Genomic DNA, 23,391 nt, shown 5'->3' on the forward strand with positions numbered 1-23,391 from the left:
TGCGTTCGTGACTTGGTGCGTTCGTGGCCTTGTGCGTCCCGATCCGTCGGCCTGCCTATGCAGGGGCCATGCCATGGCTAGGGCGGGAAGCTCCCGCGAAACGGGAGCCTCTGTCAATCGCGCTCAGGCCGAAAGCCGCGCCAGCAACCCGGCCATCAGGCGGGTGCGCTGGGCCAGGCTGTCGACCTCGATATGCTCCTCCAGCGTGTGGTAGCCGGCGCCGAGCAGGCCGAGCCCATCGAGCGAAGGGATGCCGGCCGCTCCGGTGAAATTCGCATCCGAGCCGCCGCCGGCCGAGCCGTGCTCGAGTTCCCAGCCGAGTTCGCCGGCGATGCCGCGCGCCAGTTCAAAGAGCTTCAATGTTCCGGCGTCCGGCTCCCAGACCGGGCGAGTGACGCCGCGCGTGATGGTGAAGCGCGTGCCGTCCGGATTTTCGGTCGAGAGTGCCAGCATGCGCTCGACGCCACGGTCGAGATCGGACTGCCTTTTGGCCATGCTGAGCGCCTCGGCCCGGCAGGTCGTCGGCACGCAATTGACCCATTGTCCGCCCGAGATCACGCCGACGCTGAAGGTGCAGTCGTCGCCCGTCATCTCCTCGATGGCGATGAGCTGGCGCGCCATCATGTTGATGGCGGAGCGGCCATCCTTCAGGCGCGAACCGGCATGGCTCGGCCGGCCCTCGGCCAGGAGGTTGAACCTGGCGATGGCGTAGCGGCCGGTGACGACGCCGTTGCCGGGGCGGCCGGGCTCGGGAACCAGGATGTAACGGTGCTGGCCGGCATGGTGCATGATCAGCTCGCGCGTGCCAGGGCTGCCGATCTCCTCGTCGCTGGTATAGAGCACGCTGACCGGCAGCGGCGTCTCGATGCCGGCCTTGGCCAGCGCCACGATCGCCTGCAGGCCGGCATAGGCGCCGCCCTTCATGTCGAGGATGCCAGGCCCGTAGCAGCGCGTGCCTTCGCGCCGGAAGGGCAGGGCCTTCAGCGTTCCGACCGGATGCACGGTGTCGAGATGCGACATCACCAGGATGCCGGGTTCGCCGCGCCTGGGATGGGGGAAGTCGCCGCGCACGCAATCGCCCAGGCCCGGCGGGCCGGGAATGCGGGTCACGCTCGCGCCGACGGCCGCGAGATCGGCGGCGACGAGATCCATCATCCGGTTTACCGCCGCGACATCGAAGGTCGGGCTCTCACACTCGATCCAGCGCTTGAGGCCGGCGAGCATCGCGTCGGTGTCGAAGGTCAACGTGTCGAAGGACATGATCAGGCGGCCAGTCGCGTTTCGACGAGGCGCGCGAGCAGGCTTGCGCCCACCGGCAGGATGCCGTCGTCGAGGATGAAGGAGGGGTTGTGCACCGGCACGTTGCCGGCATGGCCGACCCAGCAATAGGCGCCGGGCACCGCGCGCAGCATGTCGGCGAAATCCTCGCTACCCATGATGGGCTTGACCTCGGTCAGCACATTGTCGGCGCCGACGATCTCGGCGGCGACCTTGGCGGCGGCCTCGGCCTGCGGGCCGTGATTGACCAGCACGTCGAAGATATCGCGAATATCGACATCGATCTGGACACCGAAGGTCAGCGCCATGCCGGCCGCGATCTCGCGCATGCGCTCGCGGATCAGCTTGGCGATGTCGGGCGAGAAGGTGCGGATGGTGCCCGCCAGCGCCGCCTCCTCCGGAATGACGTTATAGGCGGAGCCGGCATGGATCTGCGTGATCGAGAGCACGGCGGCCTCGCGCGGATCGGCATTGCGGCTGACGATGGTCTGCAGCGCGGCTGCCAGCGAGATGGCGACGATGACCGGATCGCGCCCGACATGGGGCATCGCGCCATGGCTGCCCCGGCCGGTGATCTTGATGTCGAAGAAATCCGCGCCCGCCATGGCCGGGCCGGGGAAGACGGCGATCTGGCCGGGGTCGAGATTGGGCGCGTTGTGCAGCCCGTAGATCTCGTCGCAGGGGAAGCGCTCGAACAGCTTGTCGGCGAGCATGGCGCGGGCGCCGCCCAGGCCCTCCTCGGCCGGCTGGAACACGAACACCGCCGTGCCGGTGAAATCGCGATTCTCCGAGAGATAGCGCGCCGCGCCGAGCAGCATCGTGGTGTGGCCGTCATGGCCGCAGCCATGGAAGCGGCCGGGGATGGTCGAGCGGAAAGGCAGGTTGGTGGTCTCGTCCATCGGCAGTGCGTCCATGTCGGCGCGCAGGCCGATGCGCTTGCCCGGCCCGCCCTTGCCCTGGAGGATGCCGACCACGCCGGTCTTGCCGATGCCGGGATGCACCTCGATGCCCCAGGATGCGAGCTTCTCGGCAACGATGCCGGAGGTGCGTACCTCCTCGAAGCCGATCTCGGGATGGGCGTGGATATCGCGGCGGATCGCGATGAGGTCGTCCGTGAAGGCTTCGATCTGGGGCAAAGTGGGCATGAACAAACTCCGAAGGACGAGGATCAGCCGAAGACGGGGCCGAGCGGCGCGGTGCGGATGCCGGGGCGCAGATGCTTCCACGGCAGGACTGAGGGATCGACCGGCATCGGGCCGGGCGCGGCGCAGACGAGGATCGTCTGCGCGATCGGCTCGAAATCGGCACGGAAATGCACCGAGCTCTTATTGACCAGGATCGCCTGCTCGGTCGGCTCGATGCCGACCTGGCGATACATCGCCTGGTCGGCCATCTGGGCCTTGCGCGAGCCGACGACGATGCGCACGCCACCGATGCGCAGCGCCGCACAGGGGCCGAGATTGATGCGCGAGCCGCCATAGAACGGGCCCGGCGCGACGAAGCGCCCTTCGGAGAGCTGCTCGACCACGAAGTCGCCCTCCAGCGGGACATCGCCAGGGATGCCGGACTTGGCGCCGAGCGAGAGCGTGATCGTGGCGCCGACGCCGGCCTTGTGCGCCGCGGCTGCCGCCGCCGGATCGACGATCACGCCGATCGCGGCGCGCTGCGCGCCATTGCGCACCAGCGCGCGCGCCATGCCCATCGTGTCGGAATCGCCGCCGGCGCCGGGATTGTCCTGCGTGTCGGCAATGACGATCGGCTTCGAGGCTCCCTCAGCCAGCCGCATCGCCTCCAGCACGCCCTCGTCGGGCTGGAAGACCTTGCCCTTGAAGGCGGCTTCGCTCGCCACCACGCGGGCGAAGACGGCATCCGCGGCGCGGTCGGCCTCGGCTTGCGTCGCGCCATAAGCCAGCACGGTGGCGCCGCAATCGGCGAAATCGGCGGCGGGGAAGCCGGGCAGGAAGGAGAGCGTCGGCACGCTCTCGCCTTCGAGCGCCGCGAGCTCGGCATAGATCGTCTTGCAGGGCTCCATTGCAGTCGCCTGCCAGGCGATCGGTATCAGATAGGGCACCTGGCGGAAGGCCTTGGCATGGCGCGTCTTGGTGCCGATCAGCTTTGCCAGATAGGTCGTGGCGCGGCTGCCGGTCTCAGCCATATCGATATGCGGATAGGTGCGGTAGGCGACGAGCCCATCAGCTGAATCCATCATCAACTGCGTGATGTTGCCGTGCAGGTCGAGGCTGGCGACGAGCGGAATGTCAGGGCCGATCGCGGCGCGCACCCGGCGCAGGGTTTCGCCCTCGCCATCGGGATAGGCCTCGCTGACCATGGCGCCATGGAGGTCGAGATAGACCCCGTCGAGAGGCAATGCGGCGCTGATGCGTTCGACCAGCTCGTTCAGCAAGGTCTCAAAAGCGTCTGCCGTGACATGGGCCGAGGGGCTGGCCGCGCACCACAGCGTCGGCACCATCTCCCAGCCGAGCGCCTTGGCCTTCCCAACGAAGCCGGCCGCGCCGACATTGACGTTGTGCACGGCGGCGAAGATGTCGTCGCCGCGTGCAAGGGAGGGCCAGCCGCCGCCCTGGATGAAATGCTCGATCGAGGCCTTGCTCGGCGCGAAGGTGTTGGTCTCGTGCAGGAAACCGCCGAAGGCGATGCGTGGCGACATGACGGTTCCTCGATCATTGCAGCGAGGCGGCAGGTAAGCACGCAAGGCCCATGGGGGCCAAGGTTCAATTCTGGTCAGATGCCTGCGCGATTATGCATGCGGCCGCCGCTTTAGCAGGCAGGGTATCTCCGCCATTGGGAGCAGCGTCGCGACGAAGCAATCCGGGAGGCGAGGAAAGAGACCTCCAGGACTGCTTCGCCGCGCTCGCAATGACGAGAAGCTGTCTCGCCTCAGTTCAAGCTGGCGCGCTTCACGAAGGCGCCGCCCTTCATGATCAATGGCATGTGCTTGCCCTGGCGCGTCAGCAGCGAAAGATCCTTGAGCGGGTCGCCATCGACGACGATCAGATCGGCATAGGCGCCTGCCGCCACCGTGCCGATCTTGCCCTCGAGCTTGAGCAGCTTGGCGGCGATATGGGTCGCCGAGGCGATCACCTCATGGGCCGGCAAGGCGCGCCCACGGATGACGAACTCCTCCGACTGGTAGCGATGCATCTCGCCGAGCAGGTCGCTGCCATAGGCCATGGCGAGGCCGGCTTTTTTCATGATCGCGAGCGATTCCATGCCGGCGGAGCGGACGACATCGACCTTGGCGACGGAATCGGGCGGGAAGCCGAGCTTGGGGCCATCGCTGACGAGCTTGTCATAGGTCACGAGCGTCGGCACGGCGACCGCGCCCTTCGAGGCTGCGAGCTTGGCGGTCTCGGCCTGGATCAGGTTGCAATGCTCGAGCGAATGCACACCGGCCTCGACACAGCGGCGGATCGCCTCGTCGGTATAGACATGGGCGGATACGTAGGTTCCCGCCATCCTGGCCTCCTCGACGATCGCCTCCAGCTCGCTGACGGAGAAGCCGAGGAAATGGATCGGGTCGGTCGGCGAGGCGCAGCCGCCATTGGCCATGATCTTGATGAAATCGGCGCCGCCCTTCATCTCCTCGCGCGCGGCGCGGCGGACCTGGTCGAGCCCGTCGCAGATGCGCCCGAGCGCGCCGAGGCGATGGCGGTCGCTCACCGCCGCGCGGTCGTCATAGCGACCGCGGAAATCGGCGTGGCCGCCGGTCTGGCTCAGCGCCTTGCCGGAGATGACCAGGCGCGGAGTCGGGAAATGGCCTTCCTCGGTTGCCTGCTTCAGGCCGAAATCGGCGCCGCCGACATCGCGCACCGTGGTGAAGCCGCGCAGCAGCATCTCGCGCATGATCACGAAGGAGCGAGCGGTGACGAGCGAATCCGGCAGCAGGGCGTTCTTGCCGAGGTCGGCGACGCCGGCGACGACATGGACATGGGCGTCGATCAGGCCGGGCATCAGGGTCTTGCCCTTGAGATCGACGGTCTTGGCCTTGGCCGAGGTCACGGATTTGCCGACCTCGCGGATGGTGTTGCCCTCGACGAGGACGCTGACGGGTGCGCCTGCCTCAGGCGCGCTGCCGTCGACGATGCGGGCATTGGTGAAGAGGGTGGAAGCCACGGGTGTTCTCCGCTGGAGCAGGATTCAGGTTCAGAGCGCGCGCGCGGCGGCGCGGGCGGCCAGGAAACCGGGCACGATCATCGGTGCGAGACGCTCGATGGGAGCGACATGCTCCTCGCGATAATGGCCCTCGGGCGCGAGCAGGTTGATCGTGCCGATGACCTTGCCGTCATAGATCGCGGGCACGTTGATGACGGAGCCCAGCCCCATGCTCTCGATCAATTCATGGTCGAAGAAGGCCCAGCGGATGCCGGCCTTGTCCCGGCCGAGATAGGGTTTCTGGCCCTCCATGACATGCTTGCCCCAGGGTGTCGGGCCCATCGGCTTGCGGCCGGAGACCGGATATTCGGTCGGCCGGTTGGAATAGATGCGCGCGACCTCGGAGCCGTCGACATAGAGCAGCGTGAACAGTTCGTGGCCGACAAGGCGCTTGGTGATGGCGTCGAACGCCTTGAACACGGTGTCGGGCTGGCCCGGCTCCTTGAGCAGGGCCGAAAGGGTGGCGAGATCGTCTGACATGATGGGCTGCTTTCAGGCGGTGGGCGAGGGTTGGCGAGGCGCCTTGGGAATTCGTTCGGGCATGATGCCTTGCGGGCGTAGATGCAGGACCAGGATCAGCGCGAGGCCGATCATCATCTCGCGCATGGCGGCGATCTGCACGGGCTGGAGGCCTGGCAGCCATTCGGTGGCGAAGCGCGTCGCTTCCAGGAAGATCACGACGAGATAGGCGCCGAGCACCGCTCCGCTGGGACGGCCGACGCCGCCGGCGGTGACGGCGAGGAAGATGTAGATCGTGATCAGCGGCTGGAAATGGTCCGGTGAGATATAGGACTGGAAATGCGCGTAGAGCGCGCCCGATAGCGCGGCGATCGCGGCCGAGAGCGCGAAGGCCTGGAGCTTGAAGCGCAGCACGGTCTTGCCGGCGAAGGCGGCGAGCTGCTGATCCTCGCGGATCGCCTTCATGGCACGCCCGTAAGGGGAGAGATCGAGCCGCCGCAGCAGCGCCCAGACCACGAGCACGATCAGCGTGACGAGGCCGAGATAGAAGACGCTGAAGCCCTGAAGTCCGAGCTCGGCCTTGAGCGGTGCCTTGATGCCGGAGATGCCGTCCGAGCCCTTGGTCAGCCAGCGCTCGTTCAGCGCGACGAGGCGGATGACCTCGGCGAAGCCCAGCGTCACGATGGCGAGATAGTCATCGCGCAGGCGTAGGGTTGCGAAGGTGACGACGAGGCCGAGGACCGCGCCGACGATGAGCGCCGCCGCCCAGCCGATCAGCACGGGCGCACCGGCTCCCGTCGCGATCGCGGAGGCATAGGCGCCGACCGCGAAGAAGCCGGCGAGACCAAGATTGACGAGGCCGACCCCGCCCCAGATCAGGTTGAGGCTGAGCGCGAGCAGGGCATAGATGCCGCAGAGCGTCAGCGTGAAGATGACATAAGACAGCATCAGGCCGCCCTCTCGCCCAGAATGCCGCGCGGGCGGAAGGTCAGCATGATCAGGATCGCCACAAACCCGACGGCGGTGCGATAGGTCGCGGGCGTAACGATCAGCGCCAGCTCCTCGGCCACGCCGAGTGCGAGCGCTCCGACGACCGCGCCCGGGATCGAGCCGAGCCCGCCGAGCACGGCTGCGGCGAAGACCGAGAGCAGGACACGGTAGCCAGTGAGCGGGTCGATCGAGGTGTCGAGCCCGATCAGCACGCCGCCGACGCCGGACAGGCCGGCGCCGAGAAAGACCGTGACGATCGCGATTCTGGCGGGATCGATGCCCTTGAGGCGAGCGAGATCGGGATTGTCGGCAACCGCGCGCATCGCCTTGCCGAAGCGGGTGTAGCGCAGGAACAGGAACATCGCCGCCATAATGATCGCGGCGAGGGCGAGGCTCTGGAGCTGCTGTGGGCCGATGCGCAATTCGCCGAAGCGCAGGTCGCGTGCCAGCGGCAGATCATAGCCCTTCATATCGTTGCCGAAGATGAAGCGGACGATGTTTTCGAGCACAAGGTTGAGCGCGATCGAGGCGATGGCCACGATCAGCGCGCCATTGTCGCGCAAGCGCTTCAGCGAGATCTCCTCCGCCACGACGCCGACCACGCCTGTCACCGCAAAGGCAATGGCGAGTGCCGGGACGATCGGCAGTCCAAGCCCTGCGTTCGCCCACCAGGCGACGAAAGCGCCGATGGTGGCATAGGAGGCGATGGCGAAGTTCGGATAGCGCAGCACCGCGAAGATTGCGGAAAAGCCGATCGCCGGGACGGCGATCAGCGCCCCGGTCATCAGCCCATTGATGAGCGCCTGGAGGAGGAGGGTCACTGAGCCAGGTCCCGATCAGGCGATCTTGACCAGGGCGATCTTGCCGGACTGGACCTGCTCGTAGCGGAACTTCGAGTCGCTGATGTCGCCGATCTCGGTGAAGTCGCAGGGACCGCTGGCGCCGTCGTAGTCGACCGCCTGCTTGGCAGCGATGGCCTTGAAACCGTCGATGGCGTTGTCGATCTTGGTGCCACCGGGCGCCTGGCTGACCTTGCGGATATTGTCCTTGACCGCGGTGCCAGACGAGTCTCCCGCAAGTGCGATTGCCATCAGCACGAGGTTGATGTGGTCGTAGATCTGCGTGGTGTAGGGATCGGGCGAGGCAACGCCGATCAGCTTGACCAGCCGCTCATAGGCCTTCGAGCCTTCGGCCGGCGAGGGCGAGAGGATGAAGGTCTTTTCAGCCACATCTGCCGGCACGCTGTCCAGGAGCTTCTGGTTGACCGAGTAGCCGAAGGCGAGTTTCGTGCCGGAAAAGCCGGCGCGGAACAGATCCTTGAGAATCACGCTGGTATCAGGGGTATAGCCGCCGAGCACGATGGCGTCCGGCTTGAAGCGAAGCGCCTCGTCGATCTCGCTGCGATAGGCCGGCTTCTTGTCGTCATAGATCAGCATGGCCGTCTCGCCGCCGGCAGCCTTGACTATGGCCGTCATGCTTTCGAACTGGCTCTGGGCGAAAGGCGTCTGTGGCGAGAGCACGAAGACGCGCTTGGCGCCCTGGGCGAGAGCGAATTCGCCGAACTTCCGGCCCTGAAGCTTGGTGTTGGGCTGCGTGCGGACCAGATAACCCTGATGCGGCAGCAGCGTGATCGAATCCGCGCCGGAGGTGGTGCAGAGGAAGGTCTTCGATTCCCAGCAGAGCGGGGCGACGGCGGTGGTCACCGAGGAGGCCCAGGTGCCCAGAATCGCTGAGACCTTGTCGACGTCGATCAGCTTGCGCGCGGCGCGCACGCCGGCTTCCGGGTTGGTCTGATCGTCCTCAGAGATCAACTCGACCTTTCGCCCAAGTACGCCGCCAGCCGCATTGACCTCGTCGACGACCGCCTTCACGGCCTTGACCATCAGCGGGCCATAGGGGCCGCCCGAACCGGTCAATGGCGTCAGCGTGCCGATCCTGATCGGCGCACCCTGCGCCAAAGCGAACTTCGGCAAGGCGGCGAGGCCAGCAAGCGCGGCAGCGCCGCCGAGCAGCGTGCGGCGGTCGGTGAGAAACTCGGTCATGGTCATCCCCTGTTATGATTGCTGGTTCTTGATCGGTCGGCTTGAATCAGGTCGGCATCGTGATCAGCCGCCGAGGAAGAGGCGGCGGATTTCGGGGTCGGCAGCGAGTGCGGGACCTGAGCCCTCGCGGCTGTTGCGGCCTGAGACGAGAACATAGCCGCGCGTCGAGATCTCGAGCGCTTCCAGCGCGTGCTGCTCGACCATCAGGATCGGCAGGCCGCCCTTGTTCAGCGCCACGATCGCCTCGAACAGCTCCTCGGCCGCCTTGGGAGAGAGGCCGGCGGTCGGCTCGTCGAGCAGGAGCAGGGCGGGCGCATTCATCAGGCCCATCGCCATGGCGAGGATCTGGCGCTGGCCGCCCGAAAGCGTGCGGGCAAGTGCGCGGCGCTTGCCCGCCAGCATCGGGTAGCGGGCATAAAGTTCCTCGCTGCGCTCGCGCACTTGGCCGGGGTTCTGGAAGCCGCTGATCTCGAGGTTCTCCGCAACCGTCATCGCGCCGAAGACATTGCGCTCCTGCGGTACGAAGCCGATGCCGTGCTTGGCGCGGCCGAGCGCGCCCTGGCTGGTCACGTCGGCCCCGTTCAAGATGATCGCGCCCTCGCGCGCAGACACCAGCCCGGCGATCGTTTTCAGCAGCGTCGATTTTCCGGCGCCATTGGGGCCGATGATCGAGACGATCTCGCCGGCCTCGACCCGCAGCGAGCATCCCTTCAGGATCTGTTCGGCCGCGCCATAGCCGGCGACGACGCCATCGACGGCGAGCAGGCCGTCCTTCGCCAGGCCGCCATTCGCCGTGTTCAATGCCGTCTCCCGAGATAGGCTTCCTGCACGCGGATGTCGGAGGCGACCTCGTCGAAGCTGCCTTGCGTCAGGGTCTTGCCCTCGGCCATGACGATGACCGGGGCACAAAGCCGCTTGATCAGCGCCATGTCGTGCTCGATCAGGCAGATCGTCAGCCCGTCCCGGTTCAGCGCGACGAGGTGATCGGCGATCTGCTCGGTGAGGCTCGGATTGACGCCGGCCATGGGTTCGTCGAGCAGCAGGATCTTGGGGTCCGCCATCAAGGCGCGCCCGATCTCGACCAGCTTCTTCTGCCCGCCTGAGAGCGCCGTCACCGGATTGTCCAGCACATGGTCGAGCTTGAGCCGCCGGGCGATGCCGAAGGCGCGCTCGGTGAGCTCCTGCTCGCGCCGCCGTGCCGTAGCCGAGCGCAGCATCGCCGCCAGCAGGTTCTCGCCAGGCTGGCCGGCGCCATAGAGCATCAGGTGCTGGAAGACGCTGAGCTTGGGAAAGCCGCGCGCGAGCTGGAATGAGCGCACGAGCCCGGCCGCCACGAGCTTTTCGGGGGCTAAGCCGGTGGTCTCGACCAGACCGAGCCGGACCGAGCCGGCCTTGGGGCGGTAGAGCCCGGAGACGGCGTTGAACAAGGTCGATTTGCCGGCGCCGTTGGGGCCGATCAACCCGGTGAAGGAGCCGGCGGGAACGGCGAAGTCGACGCCGCGCAGCACATGCACGCCATAGAAGTCGAGCTTCAGCCCTTCGATGGTAAGGGCCGCCGTCATCGCGCGCCTGCCTTGCGTCTGGAGTCCTGCGCGGGGGCGGCCTCGATCGGGAATTGCTGGCGGACCTGCTGCTTCCAGAAGGCCAGCATCTCCTGATAATAGGCGGGGTCGTTGGGGCGCAGCACCGTCTGGCTGATCATGCCGCGCACCAGGCACATCGTTGCGTTCATGACGATGCGGGTATGGTCGGGGTCGACGCCGGTGCGGGCCGCGAGCGCCGTCCAGATCGCGTCGAGACCGGCGTGGAAATCGCGCACGGTGGGGATGAGGTCGGCTCTGAAGTCGGGATTGTGCCGGGCTTCGGGCAGATACTCCATCGTGACGTAGAACAGCCGGTCGTCCATCATCTGCCAGATGTAGTCGACGATCTCGTCGCTGGAGCCGCCGCGGGCAATGAAATCCTCGGCGAAGCGGTGCAGGTCGCGAGTGGTCTTGCTGAGCATGTCGGCGACGGAGACGCTGATGATCGCCTCGCGGGTGGTGAAATGATGCGTCAGCGCGCCGCGTGAAACACCGGCCTGGCGGGCGATCTCCGGGGTGGTGGTGCGGGCGAGGCCCCGATCATGCAGCAGGTCGATCGTGGCGTTCATCAGCCGCGTCGAGGTTTCCGCGCTGCGTTCCTTTTGGGATCGTCTTTTACCGGTTCCGCTCACGCCAAGCCTCAACCCCACAGGATGGGCGAAAGCTGCGACTCGTTTTGCAAACAGTCAAGCATGTTTCTTATGCTCCCGTGCCTGGATAGGAGGCGTGTGTGGAGATGTCGTGGGATCAAGCGGTTCGGATCGTCAGAGGCTGAAAATCCGCCCCCAACCAGCGGCGGCTGAGCTCGTCTCGACGCCGGCTGCCCTGAGCGCGGCCCAGACACCGGCTGCCGCCGAATCGATGACGGGCAGGTCGGTCTCCGCCTCGAGCATGGCTGCGACGGGGGCGCCGTTGAAATTGGTGCAGAAGATGACGATCGCCTCGGCTGCCCCCTCCGCCGCGGCCGCCCGCGCCATCGCGGCGATCTCGCCTGGCAGCACCGCGCCATAGGAGAGATTGTCGCTCAGGCCGGCATGGCGCTCGGCGGTAACGGCAAAGCCCTTGGCGGTGAAATTGGCGACGCTCCGCGCTTGAGCGGCCGTGGTGTAGGGCGTGATCAGCGCGATGCGCTGTGCGTTTAGTCGCCGCAGCGCATCGAGCGTCGCCAAGGCCGATGTCACGGCGGGCAGTCCGGTCCGTGCGGTGATGTCGGCGCAGAGCCGTTCGTCGATGTCGAAGCCGTAATCGCCGCCCTTCGAGCCGTTCCAGCAGATCGCGGCAGGCTCGGCATGGCTCAGCAAGTCCGCCGCCTGCAGCATCACCGGCCAGTCATAGGGATTGGCCGCGATCTGGTCGGGGCTGGTGTTGCCGAAGACGGGGATGCGCGTGAACAGGGGCGTCACGCCCGCCAGCGTGGTGCAGATCGCTTGCGTCACACGCTCGACCGTGCGGTTGCCCGAGGGCGTGATCGTGCCGATGGCGATGTCGCTTTGCATGACTCCAGAGCATTGCGCGAAAAAGTGGGTACCGGTTTTTCGCATGAGCAATGCTCTAAATTTTGGAATCGATCACGTCGCATTCGGACGGAACCGTCCGAATGCGACGTGATCTAATGCAGCAAGATGCAGGCCAGCCGCCCGAGATGATGTTCAGCCCAGCGGGGCGACGGCGCAGCTTTGGCCGCCATCGACCGGCAGGCAGACGCCGGTGATGAACTGGGCTTCGTCGGAAGCGAGGAAGACGGCGGCGTTGGCGACGTCCCAGGCGGTGCCCATCTTGCCGAGCGGCACCGAGGCGTTGCGCGCCGCGACCATCTCCTCGACCGAGGCGTACTGGCTGGAGATCTGCTTGTAGATCAATGGCGTGTCGATCATGCCGGGCATGATGCAATTGGCGCGGATGCCTTGCCTTGCATATTGCATGGCGAGGCCGAGCGTCGCCTGGTTCACGGCCGCCTTGGTCGCGTAATAGGCGAAATAAGGGTAGCCGGTCCAACGGATCGCCGCGAGCGAGGAGATGTTGACGATCGCGCCGCCGCCGGCCTTCAGCATATGCGGGATCACCGCCTTGGAGCAGCGGAAGACCGGGCCGAGATTGAGGTCGACCGCCGCCTTGAACTGCTCTTCGCTGAGTTCGACCGGGCCGCCCATATGGGTGATGCCGACGTTGTTGTGCAGGATGTCGATGCGGCCGAAGCGGGTCATGGTCGCGGCGACGGCTGCGTCGATCGAGCCCTGCTGCGTCACATCGGCGGCAAGCGCGATGGCGACGCCGCCTTCTGCGGCGATGATGCCGGCGGTCTCGTCGGCTGCGGCCTGGCTGATGTCGATGCAGGCAACGCGGGCGCCTTCGCGGGCGAAGGCGACGGCTGCGGCCTTGCCATTGCCCCAGCCCGGCCCTGACGAGCCGGCGCCGAAGACGATGGCGATCTTGCTCTTCAGGCGGTCGGCCATCACAGGAATCCGATCGAGAACCAGGGCACCGCTGCGACGATGATCAGGCCGATCAGCAGGGCCAGCATATAGCCCCAGATCGGGCCGATGCCCTCGTCGGGATTGACCTTGCCGATGGCGCAGGCCGCGTAATAGCCGACGCCGAAGGGCGGTGCGAACAGGCCCAGCCCCATCGCGAGCACCACGACCATGGCGTAGTGCACCTCATGGATGCCGACGAGCTTGGCGATCGGGAACAAGAGCGGGCCGAACAGAACGATGGCGGGGATGCCTTCGAGCACGCTGCCCAGGATGATGAAGGCGAGGATCGATACGGCCATGAAGCCGATCGCGCCGCCGGGCAGATGGGTCATGATCTCGACCAGCGTCCGGGAGAAGCCAGACTGCGTCAGGCCCCAGGCCATGGCCGATGCCGCCCCGATGATGATCAGGATGGCGCCGGAGAGAGAGGCCGTGTCGATCAGGATCTGGCCGAGGCGGGACCAGTTGAACTGGCGGTAGACCAGAAGCCCGATGATCAGCGAGTAGACGATGCCGATGGTCGAGACCTCGGTGGCGGTCGAAACGCCCTCGACGACGGCGGCGCGGATCAGGAAGGGCAACGCCAGGGCTGGCAGCGCGATGATGAAGGTCTTGCCGATCTCGGGCCATTTCGCCTTTACGACATGGCTGAGATCGTCATGGCGATAGCGCCGCGACACGACGAAACAGAGCCCGATCGCCAGGACGACGCCGGGCAGCAGGCCGCCGGTGAAGAGGGCCGCGATCGAGACGCCTGTGACCGAGCCGATGGTGATCAGCACGATCGAGGGCGGGATCGTTTCTGTCTGCGCGCCGGTGGCCGAGAGCAGGGCAACGAGGTCGCCGGGCTTGGCGCCGCGCGCCTTCATCTCCGGAAACAAGGCTGGCGCGACCGCGGCCATGTCGGCTGCCTTCGAGCCCGAAATGCCCGAGACGAGGTACATCGCGCCGATCAGCACATAGGAGAGGCCGCCGCGGACATGGCCGAGCAGGCTCGCCAGGAAGCGCACCATCGCCTTGGCCATGCCGCACATCTCGATGAGCAGGCCGAGGAAGACGAAGAGCGGCACGGCGAGCAGGATGAGATGGCTCATGCCTTCATCCATGCGCCCGACCAGGGTCATCGTCGGCACGCGCGTGGTCAGCGCGAGATAGCCGAAGGTGGCGAGCGCGAAGGAGAAGACGATCGGCACGCCGGAGAAGACGCAAAACCCGACGACGCCGACGAAGAAGATGAGCAGGTTGAGGTTGCCCAGCGTCTTGAGCATGGGACCGAGCCACCAGAAGCCGGCGACCGCCACAGCGACCAGGGCCAGCGCCAGCAAAGCCTGCGGCACGCCCGAGCGCATGGTCAGGCGCAGCAGCGAAAAGGCGATCATCAGGCCGACGCCGACCGGGAAGGCGGCCGCGCGCCAGACATTGGAGATTTCCATCGCCGGGGTGGTGATGAAGGCTTCTTCCTCGGCCCAGCGGAAGGCAGGGCCGATGATCAGGAGCAGGAAGCCGAGGCCGGCCGCCACGCCCAGCGCGTCGAAGAAGTTGCGCCATTCCGGCGTGCTGCGCGAGACCAGCGCGGTCATGCGCATATGCTCGCCGCGCCGGAGCGCGACGACGGCGCCAAGCATGGCGAGCCAGAGGAACAGGGTCGAGGCAAGCTCGTCCGACCAGGTCAGCGGCGTGTGTAGGAGATAGCGGGCGACGATGCCCGAAAACAGCACGACCACCTCGGCGACGACGAGGATGGCGGCCGGTATCTCGACGATGACGCCGAGGATGCGGTCGATCTTCGCGGCAAGGGTGCGGCGTGGCGCCGCCGCCATTGCGGGCGGCGTCGCGAATTCGGACACGGTGTCCATGGTGCAGGCGTCAGCTCAGCGAGCCGACGGCGGCCTCGAGGGTCGCCCAGGCGTCCTTGCCGAACTTGGCTTCCCATTCCTTGTAGAAGCCGGCGCTCTTGAGCTTGTCGCGGAAGAGAGCGGCATCGACCGTGTTGAACTTCATGCCCTTGCCGGACAATTCGGTCTGCAGGTTCACCGTCAGCGCCGCAACGTCGGCGCGCTCGGCAATGCCGGCCGCGTTGAGGTGCTTGGCGACGATGGTCTGGATGTCCTTGGGCAGGGCATCCCAGTTCGCCTTGTTGGCCAGAAGCCAGAAGCCGTCCCACATATGGTTGGTCAGCGAGCAGAAGCTCTGGACCTCATAGAGCTTGGCGGTCTCGATGATCGCGAGCGGGTTCTCCTGCGCGTCGACGATCTTCGACTGCAGGGCGCTGTAGACCTCGTTGAAGTTGATCGTCGTCGGGGCCGCGCCGAAGCCCTTGTACATTGAGGTCCAGAGCGGGGCGGGCGGGACGCGGATCTTGAGGTTGTTCAGATCGGCCGGCGTAACGATCGGCTTGCCCGAGCTCGTGGTCTGGCGGAAGCCGTTATCCCAGATCGTCTCCATCGCGAAGATCGAGCGGCTCTTGGCGATCTCGGCGCGGACATAGTCGCCGAGCTTGCCGTCCATCGCCTTCCAGACCGTGTCGTAATCCTTGAAGGCGAAGCCGACGCCGTTGATCGCGGCGGCCGGCACCAGCGTGGACAGGATCAGTCCCGAGAGCGTGAAGAAATCGACCGCGCCGGAGCGGATCTGGCCGAGCGTGTCGGTGTCGGAGCCGAGCTGGCTCGAGGGGAAGATCTGCAGCTCGAAGCGGCCGCCGGTCTCTTCCTTGATCTTGTTGGCGGCTTCCTGCGCGCGCTTGTTCAGCGGGTGCGTCAGCGCCAGGTTGTTGGCGAATTTATAGGTGAATTCGGCGGCCCGCGCTCGGCCGATGGAAAAGCCGGTAACGGCAAGGGCGCCCGTGCCGGCGGCAAAGCTGCGGCGTGTCAATTTCGTCATCTGGTATCCTCCCAAGTCTTCAGGCCGGACTCTCCGCGGGTTTGCCCGCGCGAGAGCTGTGATTGCAGCGACGGCCCTCGCTCCGGTTTCGGAAGGCCGCGTAACCTTAGGCTGTGACCCCTTGGCCGCCAGCCTGCTCGAACCGTTCCATATCGTGGATCGCTCGGAGCCAGTATTCTTTATCCTTGACGAAATACAAGCGATGAAACAGTTGTCAACGCAATAAGGACGCTAAAAGGGTCCACAATATGGATCGTCCAAATCTTGCTGTGCGGGAGGCCAGCTCCGAACCGACCGGTGCGCAAAGCATCGGACGGGCGGCTGCTTTGTTGCGGCTGGTCGCGTCGAGCCGCACGCGCGGCGCCAGCCTGAGCGAACTCGTCGACGGCTCGCGGCTGCAGAAGCCGACCTGCCGCCGCATCCTGGTGGCGTTGATCGAAGCCGGGTTGATCGAGCAGGAGGCGGCGACACGGCGCTATTTCCTCGGGCCTGAATCCTTCATTCTGGGCACCATCGCAGCCGATCGCTTCGGAATCCATCGGCTCGCGCAGGAGGGTGTCGTGCGTCTGGCGCAGGCGACAGGCGATGCCGCCTTCCTGCAGGTCAGGCGGGATTGGACGGTCGTCTGCCTGCAGCGCGAGGACGGCGATTATCCGATCCGCTCGCATGTGCTCGCCCCCAGCGACAGGCACCTGCTCGGCGCAGGCGTCGGCGGCATCGCGCTGCTGGCTGCGCTCGACGACGAGGGGGTCGAGCAGGCGATGGCGGCCAATGCCGCGCAGTTTCCGCAGCGCTACCCGATGTTGTCGCGGGCGATCGTGGACGACCTCGTCGCGGAGACGCGCGAGCGCGGCTATGCGATGAATCGCGGGCTGCTCTTCCCCGGCTCCTGGGGCATGGCGATGGTCGTGCGCGATGCGCAGGGGCGGGCCGAGGCCTGCCTTTCGCTGGCCGCGATCGAGAGCCGGATGCAGCCGGACCGCGAACCCTTTCTCGCGCAATTGCTGCGTGACGAGGTCGCCAGGCTCGAGGCCAGGCTGCGCGAATTCCACATTCAGGACGAGGCCCGGCCGGCACAGCCGGGTGCGCCCGTGCCGCTGCGCCGCCGTGCCGGCGAACGGAGATGAACCATGACGATCCGCCGCGACAAGGAGAGCGCAGCATGACCGAGACCGCGCTGAAAACCGGCATCGCGCCCAAGGGCGGCGTTGTTCCAATGTCCAAACGCGTGATGAACCTGGCCCATATCGCGACGCAGAATGCGCGCCGTTTCCGGGAGCGCGCCGGCTTCATCTGGGGCGAGCGGACATGGAGCTGGGGCGAGATCGACGCGCAGGCCTCGGCGCTGGCCGCCGGCCTGCGCCAGCGCGGCATCGGCAAGGGCGACCGCATCCTGGTCCATTCCAAGAATTGCGACGCGATGTTCGTCTCGATGTTCGCCGCTTTCCGGCTGGGTGCGGTCTGGGTGCCGACAAATTTCCGCCTGCTGCCCGACGAGGTCGGCTATCTCGGCACCTCATCGGGCGCCAAGGCCTTCATCTGCCATGGCGATTTTCCGGCCCATGCGGCGGCCGTTGCCGCCTCGGAGCCTGCGCCGGAGTTCATCTGGCGGATCGGGCCGGGCGAGTTCGGCGAGGCCGAGGTCGGCGAGGTGATCGCGCGCCATCTCGGCGAGCAGGTCGCCAATGTCGCGGTCGAGCATGACGATCCCTGCTGGTTCTTCTTTACCTCCGGCACGACGGGGCGCTCGAAGGCCGCGGTGCTGACCCATGGCCAGATGGGCTTCGTGGTGACGAACCATCTCGCCGATCTGGTGCCGGGCTCGACCGAGGCCGACGCCTCGCTCGTCGTCGCCCCGCTCTCGCATGGGGCGGGCGTGCATCAGCTCGTGCTGTCCTCGCGCGGCGCCGCGACGATCCTGCTGCCGACCGAGCGCTTCGACATCGACGAGGCCTATCGCCTGATCGAACGCCACAGGATCACCAACATCTTCACCGTGCCGACCATCCTGAAGATGCTGGTCGAGCATCCGGCCGTCGACCAGCACGACCATTCCAGCCTGCGCCACATCATCTATGCCGGTGCGCCGATGTATCGCGAGGACCAGAAGGCGGCGCTCGCCAAGCTCGGCAAGGTGCTGGTGCAGTATTTCGGGCTGGGCGAGGTCACCGGCAACATCACAGTGTTGCCGCCGGCCCTGCATGAGGCGCAGGACGGTCCCGATGCGCGCATCGGCACCTGCGGTTACGAGCGCAGCGGCATGGAGGTACAAATCCAGGACGATGCCGGCCATGCGGTTGCGCCGGGCGTGCAGGGCGAAATCTGCGTGATCGGCCCCGCCGTCTTCGCCGGCTACTACGACAACCCGGAAGCCAATGCGAAATCCTTCCGCGACGGCTGGTTCCGCACCGGCGATCTCGGCCATATGGACGAGCAGGGCTTCGTCTACATCACCGGCCGCGCCTCGGACATGTACATCTCCGGCGGCTCGAACATCTATCCGCGCGAGATCGAGGAGAAGATCCTGACCCATCCGGCGATCGCGGAGGTCGCGGTGCTCGGCCTGCCTGATCCGGTCTGGGGTGAGATCGGCGTCGCGGTCTGCGTGGCGCGTGCGGGCGCAAGCGCGACCGAAGCCGAAATGGCGGAGTATCTCGCGGCGAAGATCGCCCGCTACAAGATGCCCAAGCGCTTCTTCTTCTGGGAGGCCTTGCCGAAGTCGGGCTATGGCAAGGTGCCCAAGCGCCTGGTCAAGGACGAGCTCGAGGCGCGCGGCGAGCTGGACTGGCTGCGCTCGTGACGGCAGCCGCGATGGATGGCTTCAACCAGCGGACGGGCCGCATGACGACCGGAACAAGGTCGCCATGGGACCCGGGAACGCGTTGGCGCCGATCAGCGGCGGTAGTGGCGGCGGTGACGGCGGTAATGCCGGCGATGATGGCGACGGTGATAGCGGCTGAACTCGGCGTCGGCATCATCGAGCGACCGGGCCGCGTGCGGCTCGGCCGGCTTCGCATCCACAGGCTCCGGAGCGAGCGTCATTGGCGCGGCTTGCGCCATCGCGACAGCGCCGACGCTGGCGGCAGCCGCCCCGCCAATCAGGCTCAGGATAAAAGAGCGCCTATCCATCAGGTTATCCTCTCTTGATCGTTGATGGCCTTTCCAGGTCGAACTGGCCCGGAACGGACTGACCAAAAACCTTTGGCGGAGCCGTTGGTTCCGCCGCCACGCTGAAACGAGGTTGCCATTGTCCAGCCAGCACGTGCCACTCCTGCTGTTCAGCTCAGTGTTCCATCCCCATGACCGCTTTTTGCCCGACCGCGATCCCGCCATGATGCGCTCGGTTTTCCCTGGGAGGACGAGGTCATGAGGCGCATCGAGCAGCCCGGTCCCGCGGCGCCTGAGCGTGTCGAATGGGCTGAAAGCCATGGTTTGCGCTTCGAAATGACGCTGCAACCCGGTCTGACCCTGCTGGAGGCGGTGCGGCGCAGCTTTGCCGCGGCGGGCTTCACCTCGGGCGTCGCACGAATCGACGGCGCGGCCCTGTCGTCCTTCACCTATGTCATGCCGGCTTTGTCGCAGACGCCGGAGCACGCGGCCTTCTACAGCGAGATCTTCCGGCCGCCGGGCATCGCCCGCATCGAGACCGGCGCGCTGACCTTCGGCCTGCGTGACGGCGCGCCCTTCTTCCATTGCCATGCGCTCTGGCAGGAGGCGGGCGGCAAGCGCAGCGGCGGCCATATCCTGCCCGACGAGACGTTGGTGGCCGAGGCGATCACGCTCCCGGCCGTCGGCATCGATGGCGCGGGTTTCGCCGCTTACATCGATGCCGAGACCAATTTCAAGCTGTTTGGCCCCGCGACGGTGCCCTTGCTGGGCGCGACGCGGGAAGGGCGATTCTTCGCCCTGCGCGTGCGCCCGAACATCGATCTCGCCGGCGCGCTGGAGCAGTTCTGCGCTGAGCACGGCGTCAAGCGCGCGACAATCCATGGCGGTGTCGGCTCGACGATCGGCGCGCGCTTCGAGGATGGCCGGATGGTCGAGAACTTCGCCACCGAAATCGCGATCAAATCCGGCCGGGTCTGGAGCGAGGGCGAAGGCATGATGTCGGAAATCGACGTGGCGCTGGTCGACTACACCGGCGCGATGGCGCAGGGCCGCCTGACGCGCGGCGACAACCCGGTGCTGATGACCTTCGAGCTGGTGCTGGAAGCGGGGTAAGGGCTCGGCGCCGATGCTTCGGCCGAGACCGAAGTGATTGCGCAGGACCGGCCCTGCGCGCGGGCGCATGCTTCCGGCTGACTGAGGCCACGGAAGCAGATCGTGAAACACACCACCACATGCCAGTCGGAAACCGCTGGAGACGTCACATATCTAAGCGGGCGGGATGGCGAGCCGACCTTGCTCCTGCGCCGCGTCGCCGGGACCGGACCGAGCGTGGTCTATGTCCACGGTGCGACGTTTCCATCGGCGCTTTCGGTAGCCTATCGTTTTGGCGGCCTGTCCTGGATGGACGATCTGGCGGCGCGCGGATTTGACGTCTGGGCCTTCGACTTTGCCGGTTTCGGCGGCTCCGACCGCCCACCCGCCTTTGAACACGCGGCATCCGAGAGCCCACCTTTTGGCCGCGCATGCGATGCGGAGGTGCAGCTCGCGCGGGTTCTGGCGCATGTCCGGCAGGTTACGGGCCGCGCCAGGCTGTCATTGATCGCGCATTCCTGGGGCACGATCGTGGCCGGGCTCCACGCGTCGCTGCAGCCCGGCACCATCGAACGTCTGGTTTTCTTTGGGCCGATCGCGCAGCGAGACGGGCCGCCCATGGCGACGGGCGATGGCCCCGAAAGCTGGCGGCTGGTTTCGATCGCCCAGCAACTGGCCCGTTTCGTCGAGGATGTTCCCGCAGGCCACCCAGCGGTGCTGATCGAACCCGGGCTGGCCTCATGGGCTCCGGCCTATCTTGCAAGCGATCCAGGGGCGGCGGCCCGGCGGCCCGTTCCAGCCGTCCGGATTCCGGCTGGTCCGGCCGCCGACATCAAGGCTGCGTGGGCCGGGAACCTTGCCTATGAGCCCGCAAGGGTTCAGGCGCCGACACTGATTGTGCGAGGCGCCTGGGATGGTCTGTGCACGGACGATGATGCGCTCTGGCTGCGCGGGCGGCTGGGGGCTGCCGAGACGCGCGACGTCAAAATCGTCGAAGGCACGCATCTCATGCATCTCGAACATGCGCGCCTTGGCCTGTTCGAGGCGACGGGAGCCTTTCTGATGAAAACCTGGTTCTAGATTTTTGTTTCAACGCGTTTGTTCACGCGAACCGGTGTCCAGTTCGCGCGAAAATGCTCTGACACTGGCGAATTCAGGCACTCATCGTTCGCCTCCGGAGTTTTTCCGCGCCACCTCCAGATCGCGCAGGTCCTTGCGCCTGATCTTGCCGGTCGCGGTCATCGGCAGTTCGGTGACGAATTCGATCTCACGGGGATATTGATAGGCGGCGAGCCGCTCCCTGACGAAGGCCTGGATCTCGGCGGCGAGGGTGTCCGAGGGAGCAAAGCCCGGTTTCGGCAGCACGAAGGCCTTGACCACCTCGGTGCGCAGCGGGTCGGGGCTGCCGACGACGGCGACCATCAGCACGGACTGATGGCGGATGATGCAGTCCTCGATGTCGCCGGGCCCGATCCGATAGGCGCCGCTGGAGATGATGTCGTCGTCGCGGCCCTGGAACCAGAAATAGCCTTCTGCGTCGCAGGCGCCGGTGTCTCCGGTGACGAGCCAGTCGCCGACGAATTTGGCCGCCGTCGCCTCAGGCTGGCGCCAGTATTCCAGCATCATCACCGGGTCGGGCCTTGCCACTGCGATCAGCCCCTGCTCGCCGGCCGGCAGCTCGTCGCCCTCGGGAGAGATCACCGCGACGCAGTGGCCGGGCACGGCACGGCCCATCGAACCTGGCACGATCGGGAACAGGCTGGCGCAGTTCGAGACGATCAGGTTGGCCTCGGTCTGGCCGTAGAACTCGTTGACCGGAAAGCCGAAGGTCTGCTCGCTCCAGGCCAGCATGTCGGCGCCGAGCGTCTCGCCGCCGGTGCCGATCGAGCGCATCGCATAGTCGAAGCGCTGGCGCGGCCTCTCGACCTGCCGCATCAGCTTCAGCGCGGTGGGCGGCAGGAAGGCGTTGCGGACCTTGTGCCGGGCCATCAGCGCGAAGGCGGCTTCCGGATCGAATTTCTTCGCGCGTGAGGCCAGGACGGGGACGCCGAAATAGAGGCTCGGCAGCAGCACGTCGAGCAGGCCGCCGGCCCAGGCCCAATCGGCCGGCGTCCAGAACAGGTCGCGGGCTTGCGGGAAGAATTCCTGCGGCAGTTGCACACCAGGCAGATGGCCGAGCAGGACGCGATGCGCATGCAGTGCACCCTTGGGCTTTCCCGTCGTGCCGGAGGTGTAGATGATCAGAGCTGGATCATCGGCGCGTGTATCGAGGGGCGTAAAACGGTCGGAGGCCTTTGCCAGCTCCGCGTCGAAATCGAGATGGGTCCCGGTCGTTTCTCTATTGCCGATGACGAAGATGCGTTTGAGGTCGGGCAGTGCGGCGCGGATCGTCTCGATCTTGCCGATGTTCTCGGCATCGGTGATCAGCACTGCTGCGCCGCTGTGCTGCAAACGGTGTTCGAGCGCATCCGGCCCGAACTGGGTGAAAAGCGGCAGCGCGATTGCGCCCATCTTGTAGATGGCGAGATGGGCCATCGCCGTTTCCGGCCGTTGCGGTAGCAGGATGCCGACGCGCTCGCCCGCTCCGACGCCATGGCCGTGCAGCATATTGGCGAGGCGGTTGGAGCTCCGTTTCAGTTCGTCGAAGCTCAGGGTCGCGACGCCCGCCGTTTCATCCTCGTAGATCAGCGCCGGCTTGCCGCTGCCATCGGCATGGCGGTCGCAGCAGGCGACGCCGATGTTGAAGCGCTCCGGGATATCCCAGCGGAAAGCCTCGAAGGTAACCCGGTAGCTTGCCGCCCGCATCAGCATCAGCCTTGCTCCGGGCGGCGCTTCATCAAAAGCTTGAGATGGCCGGTCTGAACCTGCTCGCCGCGCTGGTTGAATACATCGAGCTTGAGGGTGACGACACCGCGATCGGGCTTGCGCGAGGGCTTGCGATCCACGGTCGTGACCACGGCATGGACGGCGTCGCCGATCCTGACCGGCGCGGCAAAACTCCAGTGCAGATCGAGCAGGCCCATGGTGGTGGCGTCGATCAGGTTCTGCTGCGACATCAGGCCGATCACCATGGCGAGCGTCAGCGGGCCATGGGCGATGCGCTCGCCGAAGGAGGTGGTGGCGCAATATTCGCTGTCGACATGGAGCGGGTTGAAATCGCCGGAGAGCCCGGAAAATAGCGTGATGTCGCCTTCGCCGACGGTGCGGCCGCGTGTGACGACGCGCAGATCCTCGCCGAATTCCTCGAAGTAGAGGCCCATGGTTTCCGTCCCGATCGTCGTTTTGGCGATTAGGCGCGCGAAGGAGGCGGGC

General features: G+C 66.3%; 22 protein-coding genes. 4 read left to right on the forward strand and 18 right to left on the reverse strand.

The annotated features are described in order from the left end of the window. Positions 1-123: 123 nt before the first annotated feature. The 15 genes from RMR04_RS05805 to RMR04_RS05875 all read right to left on the reverse strand — a co-directional run bounded on the left by RMR04_RS05805 (position 124) and on the right by RMR04_RS05875 (position 15,879). A complete protein-coding gene (locus RMR04_RS05805) occupies positions 124-1,260 on the reverse strand; it encodes a M20/M25/M40 family metallo-hydrolase (protein WP_311913500.1) in 1,137 nt (378 codons plus the stop codon). A gap of 2 nt (positions 1,261-1,262) precedes the next feature. Further along, entirely contained in the window at positions 1,263-2,423 is a 1,161-nt protein-coding gene (locus RMR04_RS05810; RefSeq protein ID WP_311913501.1) for a M20 aminoacylase family protein, read from the reverse strand. Between the two features lie 23 nt (positions 2,424-2,446). Continuing rightward, a complete protein-coding gene (locus RMR04_RS05815) occupies positions 2,447-3,946 on the reverse strand; it encodes a M81 family metallopeptidase (protein WP_311913502.1) in 1,500 nt (499 codons plus the stop codon). A gap of 230 nt (positions 3,947-4,176) precedes the next feature. Further along, positions 4,177-5,412, reverse strand: coding sequence for a metal-dependent hydrolase family protein (locus RMR04_RS05820; protein WP_311913503.1), 1,236 nt, complete (start codon positions 5,410-5,412; stop codon positions 4,177-4,179). Positions 5,413-5,442: 30 nt separating this feature from the next. Further along, positions 5,443-5,931 carry a GAF domain-containing protein gene (locus RMR04_RS05825; RefSeq protein WP_311913504.1) on the reverse strand — a complete coding sequence of 163 codons (489 nt, stop codon included), beginning with the start codon at positions 5,929-5,931 and terminating at the stop codon, positions 5,443-5,445. Between the two features lie 12 nt (positions 5,932-5,943). Next, positions 5,944-6,858 (reverse strand): branched-chain amino acid ABC transporter permease, encoded by a 915-nt coding sequence (locus tag RMR04_RS05830; protein WP_311913505.1) that lies wholly within the window; start codon positions 6,856-6,858, stop codon positions 5,944-5,946. Next, entirely contained in the window at positions 6,858-7,721 is an 864-nt protein-coding gene (locus RMR04_RS05835; RefSeq protein ID WP_311913506.1) for a branched-chain amino acid ABC transporter permease, read from the reverse strand. The genes RMR04_RS05830 and RMR04_RS05835 overlap by 1 nt, the downstream gene beginning before the upstream one ends. Positions 7,722-7,736: 15 nt before the next feature. Continuing rightward, the gene (locus RMR04_RS05840; RefSeq protein WP_311913507.1) at positions 7,737-8,942 is read right to left on the reverse strand and encodes an ABC transporter substrate-binding protein; all 1,206 of its coding nucleotides are present in this window, start codon (positions 8,940-8,942) and stop codon (positions 7,737-7,739) included. Positions 8,943-9,005: 63 nt separating this feature from the next. Further along, complete coding sequence (locus RMR04_RS05845; protein WP_311913508.1) at positions 9,006-9,743, reverse strand: ABC transporter ATP-binding protein; 738 nt, start codon at positions 9,741-9,743, stop codon at positions 9,006-9,008. Continuing rightward, complete coding sequence (locus RMR04_RS05850; RefSeq protein ID WP_311913509.1) at positions 9,740-10,504, reverse strand: ABC transporter ATP-binding protein; 765 nt, start codon at positions 10,502-10,504, stop codon at positions 9,740-9,742. Before RMR04_RS05850 ends, RMR04_RS05845 begins: the two co-directional genes overlap by 4 nt. Further along, positions 10,501-11,094 (reverse strand): TetR/AcrR family transcriptional regulator, encoded by a 594-nt coding sequence (locus RMR04_RS05855; RefSeq protein WP_311913510.1) that lies wholly within the window; start codon positions 11,092-11,094, stop codon positions 10,501-10,503. The genes RMR04_RS05850 and RMR04_RS05855 overlap by 4 nt, the downstream gene beginning before the upstream one ends. A 195-nt stretch (positions 11,095-11,289) precedes the next feature. Then, positions 11,290-12,021 carry a maleate cis-trans isomerase family protein gene (locus tag RMR04_RS05860; protein WP_311913512.1) on the reverse strand — a complete coding sequence of 244 codons (732 nt, stop codon included), beginning with the start codon at positions 12,019-12,021 and terminating at the stop codon, positions 11,290-11,292. A gap of 153 nt (positions 12,022-12,174) precedes the next feature. After that, positions 12,175-12,978 (reverse strand): SDR family NAD(P)-dependent oxidoreductase, encoded by an 804-nt coding sequence (locus RMR04_RS05865; protein ID WP_311913513.1) that lies wholly within the window; start codon positions 12,976-12,978, stop codon positions 12,175-12,177. Further along, a complete protein-coding gene (locus RMR04_RS05870) occupies positions 12,978-14,819 on the reverse strand; it encodes a TRAP transporter large permease (protein ID WP_311916066.1) in 1,842 nt (613 codons plus the stop codon). The genes RMR04_RS05865 and RMR04_RS05870 overlap by 1 nt, the downstream gene beginning before the upstream one ends. Before the next feature lie 46 nt (positions 14,820-14,865). Then, positions 14,866-15,879 (reverse strand): TRAP transporter substrate-binding protein, encoded by a 1,014-nt coding sequence (locus RMR04_RS05875; RefSeq protein WP_311913514.1) that lies wholly within the window; start codon positions 15,877-15,879, stop codon positions 14,866-14,868. A 248-nt stretch (positions 15,880-16,127) separates the two neighbouring features. Between RMR04_RS05875 and RMR04_RS05880 the strand changes: the two genes are divergently transcribed. Together RMR04_RS05880 and RMR04_RS05885 are read left to right on the forward strand one after the other, a co-directional pair. Continuing rightward, positions 16,128-17,006: an IclR family transcriptional regulator gene (locus tag RMR04_RS05880; protein ID WP_311913516.1), complete on the forward strand. Its 879-nt coding sequence runs from the start codon at positions 16,128-16,130 to the stop codon at positions 17,004-17,006. 35 nt (positions 17,007-17,041) lie between these two features. After that, on the forward strand, positions 17,042-18,679 hold the full coding sequence (locus tag RMR04_RS05885) for an acyl-CoA synthetase (RefSeq protein ID WP_311913517.1): 1,638 nt from the start codon (positions 17,042-17,044) through the stop codon (positions 18,677-18,679). A 92-nt stretch (positions 18,680-18,771) separates the two neighbouring features. Here the strand turns inward: RMR04_RS05885 and RMR04_RS05890 are convergent, their stop codons facing one another. Next, positions 18,772-19,008 carry a twin-arginine translocation (Tat) gene (locus RMR04_RS05890; protein WP_311913518.1) on the reverse strand — a complete coding sequence of 79 codons (237 nt, stop codon included), beginning with the start codon at positions 19,006-19,008 and terminating at the stop codon, positions 18,772-18,774. Positions 19,009-19,245: 237 nt separating this feature from the next. Between RMR04_RS05890 and RMR04_RS05895 the strand changes: the two genes are divergently transcribed. Both RMR04_RS05895 and RMR04_RS05900 read left to right on the forward strand, forming a co-directional pair. Next, positions 19,246-20,100: a PCC domain-containing protein gene (locus tag RMR04_RS05895; protein WP_311913519.1), complete on the forward strand. Its 855-nt coding sequence runs from the start codon at positions 19,246-19,248 to the stop codon at positions 20,098-20,100. Positions 20,101-20,202: 102 nt separating this feature from the next. Beyond that, positions 20,203-21,159, forward strand: a complete 957-nt coding sequence (locus tag RMR04_RS05900) for an alpha/beta hydrolase (RefSeq protein ID WP_311913520.1) — start codon at positions 20,203-20,205, stop codon at positions 21,157-21,159. A gap of 81 nt (positions 21,160-21,240) precedes the next feature. Here the strand turns inward: RMR04_RS05900 and RMR04_RS05905 are convergent, their stop codons facing one another. Together RMR04_RS05905 and RMR04_RS05910 are read right to left on the reverse strand one after the other, a co-directional pair. Next, entirely contained in the window at positions 21,241-22,890 is a 1,650-nt protein-coding gene (locus RMR04_RS05905) for an acyl-CoA synthetase (RefSeq protein WP_311913521.1), read from the reverse strand. Then, complete coding sequence (locus RMR04_RS05910) at positions 22,890-23,339, reverse strand: MaoC/PaaZ C-terminal domain-containing protein (protein ID WP_311913523.1); 450 nt, start codon at positions 23,337-23,339, stop codon at positions 22,890-22,892. The genes RMR04_RS05905 and RMR04_RS05910 overlap by 1 nt, the downstream gene beginning before the upstream one ends. Between the last annotated feature and the right edge of the window lie 52 nt (positions 23,340-23,391).

Origin of the sequence: Bosea sp. 685 (assembly GCF_031884435.1) — a bacterium.
In the GTDB taxonomy this organism is placed as follows: Bacteria; Pseudomonadota; Alphaproteobacteria; order Rhizobiales; family Beijerinckiaceae; genus Allobosea.

Bases quoted from the DNA above. Each gene is read 5' to 3' on its own strand.
- RMR04_RS05805 (WP_311913500.1), bottom strand. From the start codon at position 1,260: ATGTCCTTCGACACGTTGACCTTCGACACCGACGCGATGCTCGCCGGC.
- RMR04_RS05810 (WP_311913501.1), bottom strand. From the start codon at position 2,423: ATGCCCACTTTGCCCCAGATCGAAGCCTTCACGGACGACCTCATCGCG.
- RMR04_RS05815 (WP_311913502.1), bottom strand. From the start codon at position 3,946: ATGTCGCCACGCATCGCCTTCGGCGGTTTCCTGCACGAGACCAACACC.
- RMR04_RS05825 (WP_311913504.1), bottom strand. From the start codon at position 5,931: ATGTCAGACGATCTCGCCACCCTTTCGGCCCTGCTCAAGGAGCCGGGC.
- RMR04_RS05830 (WP_311913505.1), bottom strand. From the start codon at position 6,858: ATGCTGTCTTATGTCATCTTCACGCTGACGCTCTGCGGCATCTATGCC.
- RMR04_RS05840 (WP_311913507.1), bottom strand. From the start codon at position 8,942: ATGACCGAGTTTCTCACCGACCGCCGCACGCTGCTCGGCGGCGCTGCC.
- RMR04_RS05850 (WP_311913509.1), bottom strand. From the start codon at position 10,504: ATGACGGCGGCCCTTACCATCGAAGGGCTGAAGCTCGACTTCTATGGC.
- RMR04_RS05855 (WP_311913510.1), bottom strand. From the start codon at position 11,094: ATGAACGCCACGATCGACCTGCTGCATGATCGGGGCCTCGCCCGCACC.
- RMR04_RS05860 (WP_311913512.1), bottom strand. From the start codon at position 12,021: ATGCAAAGCGACATCGCCATCGGCACGATCACGCCCTCGGGCAACCGC.
- RMR04_RS05865 (WP_311913513.1), bottom strand. From the start codon at position 12,978: ATGGCCGACCGCCTGAAGAGCAAGATCGCCATCGTCTTCGGCGCCGGC.
- RMR04_RS05870 (WP_311916066.1), bottom strand. From the start codon at position 14,819: ATGGCGGCGGCGCCACGCCGCACCCTTGCCGCGAAGATCGACCGCATC.
- RMR04_RS05875 (WP_311913514.1), bottom strand. From the start codon at position 15,879: ATGACGAAATTGACACGCCGCAGCTTTGCCGCCGGCACGGGCGCCCTT.
- RMR04_RS05880 (WP_311913516.1), top strand. From the start codon at position 16,128: ATGGATCGTCCAAATCTTGCTGTGCGGGAGGCCAGCTCCGAACCGACC.
- RMR04_RS05885 (WP_311913517.1), top strand. From the start codon at position 17,042: ATGACCGAGACCGCGCTGAAAACCGGCATCGCGCCCAAGGGCGGCGTT.
- RMR04_RS05890 (WP_311913518.1), bottom strand. From the start codon at position 19,008: ATGGATAGGCGCTCTTTTATCCTGAGCCTGATTGGCGGGGCGGCTGCC.
- RMR04_RS05895 (WP_311913519.1), top strand. From the start codon at position 19,246: ATGAGGCGCATCGAGCAGCCCGGTCCCGCGGCGCCTGAGCGTGTCGAA.
- RMR04_RS05905 (WP_311913521.1), bottom strand. From the start codon at position 22,890: ATGCTGATGCGGGCGGCAAGCTACCGGGTTACCTTCGAGGCTTTCCGC.
- RMR04_RS05910 (WP_311913523.1), bottom strand. From the start codon at position 23,339: ATGGGCCTCTACTTCGAGGAATTCGGCGAGGATCTGCGCGTCGTCACA.